The 6637-nt window shown below is 41.1% G+C and carries 5 protein-coding genes; 2 read left to right on the plus strand and 3 right to left on the minus strand.

Annotated features, from left to right (window positions below; all coding sequences use genetic code 11):
• Positions 1 to 189: 189 nt before the first annotated feature.
• On the plus strand, positions 190 to 2313 hold the full coding sequence (locus GNE10_RS30325; protein WP_185569499.1) for a M13 family metallopeptidase: 2124 nt from the start codon (positions 190 to 192) through the stop codon (positions 2311 to 2313).
• 440 nt (positions 2314 to 2753) lie between these two features.
• Here the strand turns inward: GNE10_RS30325 and GNE10_RS35600 are convergent, their stop codons facing one another.
• The 3 genes from GNE10_RS35600 to GNE10_RS30340 form a co-directional block, all read right to left on the minus strand.
• Positions 2754 to 3533 (minus strand): hypothetical protein, encoded by a 780-nt coding sequence (locus GNE10_RS35600; protein ID WP_221643039.1) that lies wholly within the window; start codon positions 3531 to 3533, stop codon positions 2754 to 2756.
• A 15-nt stretch (positions 3534 to 3548) separates the two neighbouring features.
• On the minus strand, positions 3549 to 4112 hold the full coding sequence (locus tag GNE10_RS30335) for a hypothetical protein (RefSeq protein ID WP_185569501.1): 564 nt from the start codon (positions 4110 to 4112) through the stop codon (positions 3549 to 3551).
• A gap of 210 nt (positions 4113 to 4322) precedes the next feature.
• Entirely contained in the window at positions 4323 to 4700 is a 378-nt protein-coding gene (locus GNE10_RS30340; RefSeq protein ID WP_221643040.1) for a hypothetical protein, read from the minus strand.
• Between the two features lie 639 nt (positions 4701 to 5339).
• Here GNE10_RS30340 and GNE10_RS30345 point away from each other — a divergent pair.
• Positions 5340 to 6637: AAA-like domain-containing protein (locus tag GNE10_RS30345; RefSeq protein ID WP_185569503.1), on the plus strand; the 1298-nt coding region annotated here is incomplete at its 3' end.

The raw sequence follows: 6637 nt of genomic DNA on the forward strand, positions 1-6637 counted from the left end.
TGACTGTTGAATTTTAAAAATGTTGTGAAAATATAAAAATCAAATCTAGTTGAAAATGAAGTAATTAACCAAGATATAAATTTTTCAACTAAAAATAAAGACTATGTTCAATCTCAGTTCCACAGCCAGTGAAAGATTTAATGAAATTAACAAACTGGCAATAAGTATGTATTGGTGTTGAGGATAAACATGAAAAACAATCAGAAATTTTCTGCCTTTCCCCGGTTAAGCAGCAGTATCTTTTTAATGCTGGGAATTTCCACCATACCCTACATTACCGCTTGCAGTAATCAATCCAATAGCAGCAAAGCCGAACAAGTTTCTCATACTAAGTTTCCTTTGGGTTTTTCGGTAAGTAAAATAGACACCACGGTAGACCCCAAGCAGGATTTCCAGAAATTTGCAGCAGGCAAATGGCTCGATGATGTGCAACTTACCCCAGACCTTCTGCGAGTGTCCGATAGTGACTTTTTAAGCAAGCAAGTTTCCCAGCAGGTGCAAAAAATAGTGTCACAAGCAGCTGCTCAAAGCACCAAGGCATCTAAAGGAAGCCCGTTGCAACAAGTTGGTGACTTTTATAGCTCAGGCATGGATGAGAAGCGGCTGAAAGCTTTGGGGGTTTCTCCTCTGAAGCCAATGTTTGACCGTGTTGAGGCTATCAACTCTCCTCAGACTTTGACGGAAACCCTTGGCGATTTGTCAGTGAGATTTAGTGGAGATGATATTTTGATGTTTGGGGTTGAGATTGGAGCAGATACCGAGAATAGAACCATCAATAGTATCTATGTGGGCGATCGCCAACTGTCCCTCCTAAGTCAAGCAGAATATGTGAATCAAGACACGGCTGCTACCCGCAGTGCCTATTTAAAGTTCATCACAGACAACTTAAAAATCGCTGGCGATTCTCCTGAAAAAGCAGCCGCCGCAGCTAAGAAAATTCTGGAAATAGAGACTCGCCTTGCCAGTAAAAAACTCAGCCCTGTAGAAAAAAGAGACCCCAACCGCAGATACAAAAGGATGTCGTTTGCACAGCTTGAGTCTTTGCTATCCAACTTCCATGTCAAGACCTATTTTCAAAAGTTGGGATTACCAACCAAGGGAAATGTCATTGTTGTGGAGTCTCAGGCATTGGCAGAGCTAAACCAGATAATCAAGCAATACCCGATAGAAGACATCAAGACCTATCTCCGTTGGGTGGTATTGTTGCAAACCAAACCCTATTTGACTCCTGCATTTAACGAGCCTGCGTTTGCCTATGCTCAGAGTCGCTATGGAAAAATTCAGCTTCCCCCCCGTCCTGAAATTATATCCAGTGCGATTCCTCAATTATTGGGTCATCCTTTATCTCAGCTCTATGTCAAAGAATATTTTTCTCCCGAATCCAAACAACGGGTAGAAGGTATGATTGGACAGATTAAATCGGTGTTCAGGGCGCGGTTGGCAGCGAATCGCTGGCTGAGTCAGTCTACCCGTAAATCAGCCCTGGAAAAACTTGACCGTATGGTAATCAAAGTAGGGTATCCAGAGCAATGGATTGATTACTCCAGTATTGATATTCAACGGGATGACTATTTTGGCAACGTGATACGGATCAAAGAATTTCTCTCCCGTCGCAATTTGGCCTTGTTGGGCAAATCAGTAATCCGTGATGAGTTCAACGACCCAGAAGCCACATTGCCTATCAGCGTAGATGCAGCCTACGATCCAAGCAAAAACGGAATTGAGATCCCTGCGGCTTTCTTACAACCACCATACTTCGATAGTAAGGGCGATGCGGCCGTGAATTTTTGTTCTATGGGAGCTGTAATTGGTCATGAAATGACTCACGGTTTTGACAGTCAAGGGCGACTTTACAATGCTCAAGGCAATCTCCAGAATTGGTGGACTGATGAAGATGCTGCTAAGTTTGTAGCCCAGACCGATAAATTGGTGAAACAGGCTAATGCTTTTGAAGTGCTTCCAGGGTTGAAATTGAACGGAAAACTTACCGTAGGAGAAAATTTGGCTGATGCTGGTGGGGTAAGTCTAGCTTATGAGGCGCTACAAAAATATTTAAAAGAAAATCCCCAAGCTAATCAAAAGATCGATGGCTACACACCCCAACAGCGTTGCTTTATTGCCTGGTCTCAGTTATGGGCGATGAAAACCAATGAAGGTATTCTTCGCCAACTGACAGCAACCGATCCCCATGCTCCAGGCTCTTATCGTGGTTTTGCTCCTTTTCAGCATGAGGATGGGTTTTACAAGGCGTTTGGCATCAAACCGGGCGATGCTATGTGGTTGGATGAAAAAGACCGCGTGAAGATATGGTGAGTAGTCAATACTGCTCGGTTAACGATTTTTAACTCGGCATTGGGTCTGGGGAAAAGGTTAAAAGTTTTTTCTTTCCCCTTTTCCCCAAAACCCGACAAGTATTGGGTGAGTAGTGGTCTGCCAACCCAAAAATGCGCTTATGAAGAAGGGGAAAGGGTAAGGGGGAAAGGGGAAAGGGAACCCCATATTTAAAAATAGGGGTTTCAAGCATAGACGCTGATTTAGAGTCGCACTACGCGTCCTCCTAAATCTTCTTTTAATATTCTCCATATTTAAAAATAGGGGCTTCATACCATGTGGGGAAAAGTTTTACTCTTTTTTTCCTTTACCCCTTCCCCTTTCCCCTTTTCCCCTTCTCGGTGAGGGCTGGGGAAAGGGTAAGGGATTTAAAACCTTTCCCCTTTACCCCGCTTGCGTCACGAAAGCGAACTACTAGTAGGCTAAAATCGGGTTCTGCTACCGCCCCAATCCCCTGAGTTACACTCGCCCCGAAACTTTTCAATCCCATCTATGGCGATCCTGCCGCTGCGCCGGTCAATATTGACACGCGGTTTATTTAGTCCGTTTAGCCTGTATTTTCCCGTAATTTTTTCGGGGGAGACCTGAAGGTTATCGAGCGTCCACCATCCATTGTTGCCGCCCGAATTGATCGGCGGGATGAGCCTTCCACCGAGATGGATTTTTCCCTCTGTACCACGGATTTCCACCTGAACTTCGGAATCGAAGTTGCTGGTCGTTGACTCTATGCGATTACTTGATTCGTAGCGATGGCGGCGCTCGTTCCATTCATATCCATAGCTATTTGTGACAGTCGGTTTGCGACCTTCACCATAGCAGATCAACGTCAGATTTTGGCGCGACGAACTGCCATTGTGATTGTCAGATGTGCGCTGTTCCCGCAAATAGATATCGATCGCTGTCTCGGCTTTACGGATTTCTGTGGAATTACAGGATCGACCTTGTTGAAGGATCTCTCCTTGAGGGTTAAAAAGGACAGTGCAGCCTCTTCCTGGTGTCATACCAGTCACACTCAGATTACCGTTGTCTAAAGTGTCGATCGCTGGTTGAGCGTTAACAGGATGAGTGACTGTCAGAGTTAATAAACCCACAATAGTGGGGGCTAATGTTCGCAAGCTTTTCATTAGTTGCATTGACTCTAGATGAATTGGTTTGGAAACTCTACCATCGAGAATTTCGCCAGTGTCAATCGGTTTAGACACAACAACGCGATTAGATTATCTATGGCAGTGATGCCAATCAACGTAAAAGATGTTTTGATAGCGGCCGTTTGAGGTAACGATTTCTACGCACTTACCTGAGTTGCCTTCAACCCAGAACGAAGCAACAGAAGTATTTGACACTTTTTCGTTACGGCGATAGGTATATCCCCGCTGCCGCACTTCACGTTCTGCTTGACCAGCCCTCGCTCCTATTAGGTCTGACAAGGGTCGGGAAGAGGAATTGCCTGTATTTTGAGGAGGTTTTCTATCTCCGCGATCGCAATCTGCCTTGGTTCCGGTATCTACCAGAGAGACGTAGCGACCTTGTTCTGTCCTCACACTAATGCATCGACCTGTTTTTGTTTGAGTCCAAAAGCTATAAGTAGAATCATCAGATTTTTCAGCCCAGCGAAACCTATAGCCCCGCTTTTGGAGTATGGCTTCTCCATCTCGTCCGCGAACATTCACTAAATCTTGAAGTCCGCGAACGGGATCTCCAGCATTTTGAGCCTGGGCATTGAGGGCAATCGTGATGATTAGGGAACTCGCGACGATCGGAATTAAACGGTTTATTTTCATGTTGTTTTCTCAAAATTGCAAATATCTTAGGAATGATTACAAATTGTAAGAATTGAGGAGCCACAATTCAGTAGTCAGAATGCTAGAAAAATCAGACACAATTGATAAACCAATTAATACATCAAATAATCAATTATCTCAGGTTGCTTTTAAATTCTGACTTCTGACTCCTGAGTGCTGAATTCTTACTACAAATTGGATTGCTTTAACCTAAAGCGCTCCTTCATTGGTATCAGAGAAGTAGTAGTTATAAAACTCTGTCCCCGTCTTTTTGTTAATCACCACAACCTGCTTAGTACCCCGGTCATAGATGACGCGCACCTGCTCGTTTTCGCCAATGAATGTATTGCCAGATGTCCTCTCCAGATAGCCGTGGAAGTTAAATTCGCCCTCCGTAATTTGGATGACGATTGTATTTTTGTCCAGTACTGTCATGTAGGTGACGGGTTTAGAAGATTGGGAAATGATTATTGAAACAGGTTCAAAACTTTGAGCTTGGGCAGAGCTAACCAGCCCTACCATACTCCAGAAAAGACTCCCAGCAGCGATAAAACAAAGAGCAACGATTTTTTTCTCCACGCTTTTCATGGCGCTCAATCCTGTTATTTAAAAAATGGAAATAATAATGATAGGACAAGAACACAGATGTCAGCGTCATAGTTAAAGTTTGACGTAACTGTAGGTTGCGATTGTCTCAAGCATTCGCCTTTAGGCGTTCCCGCTTTCTAAGGCACAAAGTTACAAAGGAAAAAAAAGTAATTTTAGAATTTCATAGTTCTGATTGAGCAACGCCAATATTTTTAGACAGCTTCAAATTTCCCATGTTTTCTTATTTACCTCAAGTGCAGATAAATCAGTTAACCTACTTGCAGGGAAATTACCTGAAAACATTCTTATATAGGCTGTAGCTTTGGTAATCTCAGGATTGGGCAATAAAATACTTCATTTACCTAGAGATTTTTGTGTTTTTATATACAAATTTTTTATTCATTTACATAGATATTTAAAACTTTTTTTATTATTTTTTTATCATCTTTTATTTTGTCACCGCTAAAAAATAAATAGATTTTTTCCCAGTTCAAAAACTTTACTTACATCAGTTAAGCTGTTGCATATATCTGGTAATATCTAGATTACATTGATTAAAAAATCATATACGTCACTTAAGGCTGGAAACTGCTTTTAAGAAAAATTAATATAAAAACAAGTTAAAATTTTCATTTAGAAATGAAAGAAGACAAAAATAAATCACTGCGAAAAAGAGGAGTAGTTCTAACTACTGTTGGGATGAAGAGATTGCAAACTGCAATTTTGGAAGAAGAGAGACAAAAAAGAGGAGGTAAACGTTTTACACAAGTAGAATTAAGCGATCGCATTGGAATTTCCACCTCTAGTTTAAGCCGTTTATGGTCTTTGAATTCGAGGATAGATCCGCGCACCATGCGAATCTGCTTTAGTGCTTTTGATTTAGCGTTGCATGAAGATGACTACACTATTTATGATGTAAATGACATTGATTTTTACCAGGAATATTCCCAAGAACAGCGACAGGTGATAAGAGAATTATCTGAAAATTCAGCTAATTCTGTGCAACAACAAACAATCATACCAAATACTGCACCATCTCAAATTGTTTCCGTATTTCTCAGTGAAGAGAAAATTAAGAGTGAAATTACACTTAAAAAACAGAGCGATCGCAACATTCAAGCAAATATTAGTGAATATATAAAATATCCCTGCGCTCCTTTATCTTTAGATTCTAAATTCTATATCCCTCGTCCTCCATTAGAAGAACTAGCATATCAAGAAATCACGCAACCGGGATGCGTCATTCGTATTCAAGGTTGTCGAGGCATGGGTAAAACATCTTTGATGTTGCGGATTTTAGCTCATGCCAAAACATTAGACTATAAAACAGCAAAACTCAATATCGCTCAAGTTGATATTGATGTTTTGCAAAAACCTCAATTATTCATGCAATGGTTAGCTGCAAGTATAGCTCGTCAATTAGGCATAGAATTTAATATCGATAAACATTGGGACGAAGAAATAGGTAGTAAACTCAGCTGCACTCTTTATCTAAAAGAATGTTTGCTTGCACCTTTAGAAAAACCTTTATTATTAGTATTAGATGAAGTTCAGCATATTTTTGAATATCCGGAACTAGCCAATGAATTTCTACCTCTGTTACGTTCCTGGCAAGAAGAAGCGCAACATGATGAAGTATGGCCAAAGCTGCGTTTGGTGATTGTTTATTCCACAGATGTTTATATTTCTGTTGATATGAATCAATCTCCCTTTAACATTGGGCTACCATTGAAAATATCGGAATTTAGTTTTGAGCAAGTAATTGAGTTAGCAAACCGCTATGGAATTGATTGGCAACAAAACAAGCAAGTGCAGCAATTAATGGAATTAATCGGTGGACATCCAGCATTGCTGAATATTACTCTTTATCATCTGCGCTATTATCATAAATTAACCTTAGAAGAAATTTTGCAAACAGCAACCACAGAATTAGGAAT

The sequence above is a fragment of the Nostoc sp. 2RC genome (genome assembly GCF_014222165.1).
Taxonomy (GTDB): Bacteria; Cyanobacteriota; Cyanobacteriia; order Cyanobacteriales; family Nostocaceae; genus Nostoc; species Nostoc linckia.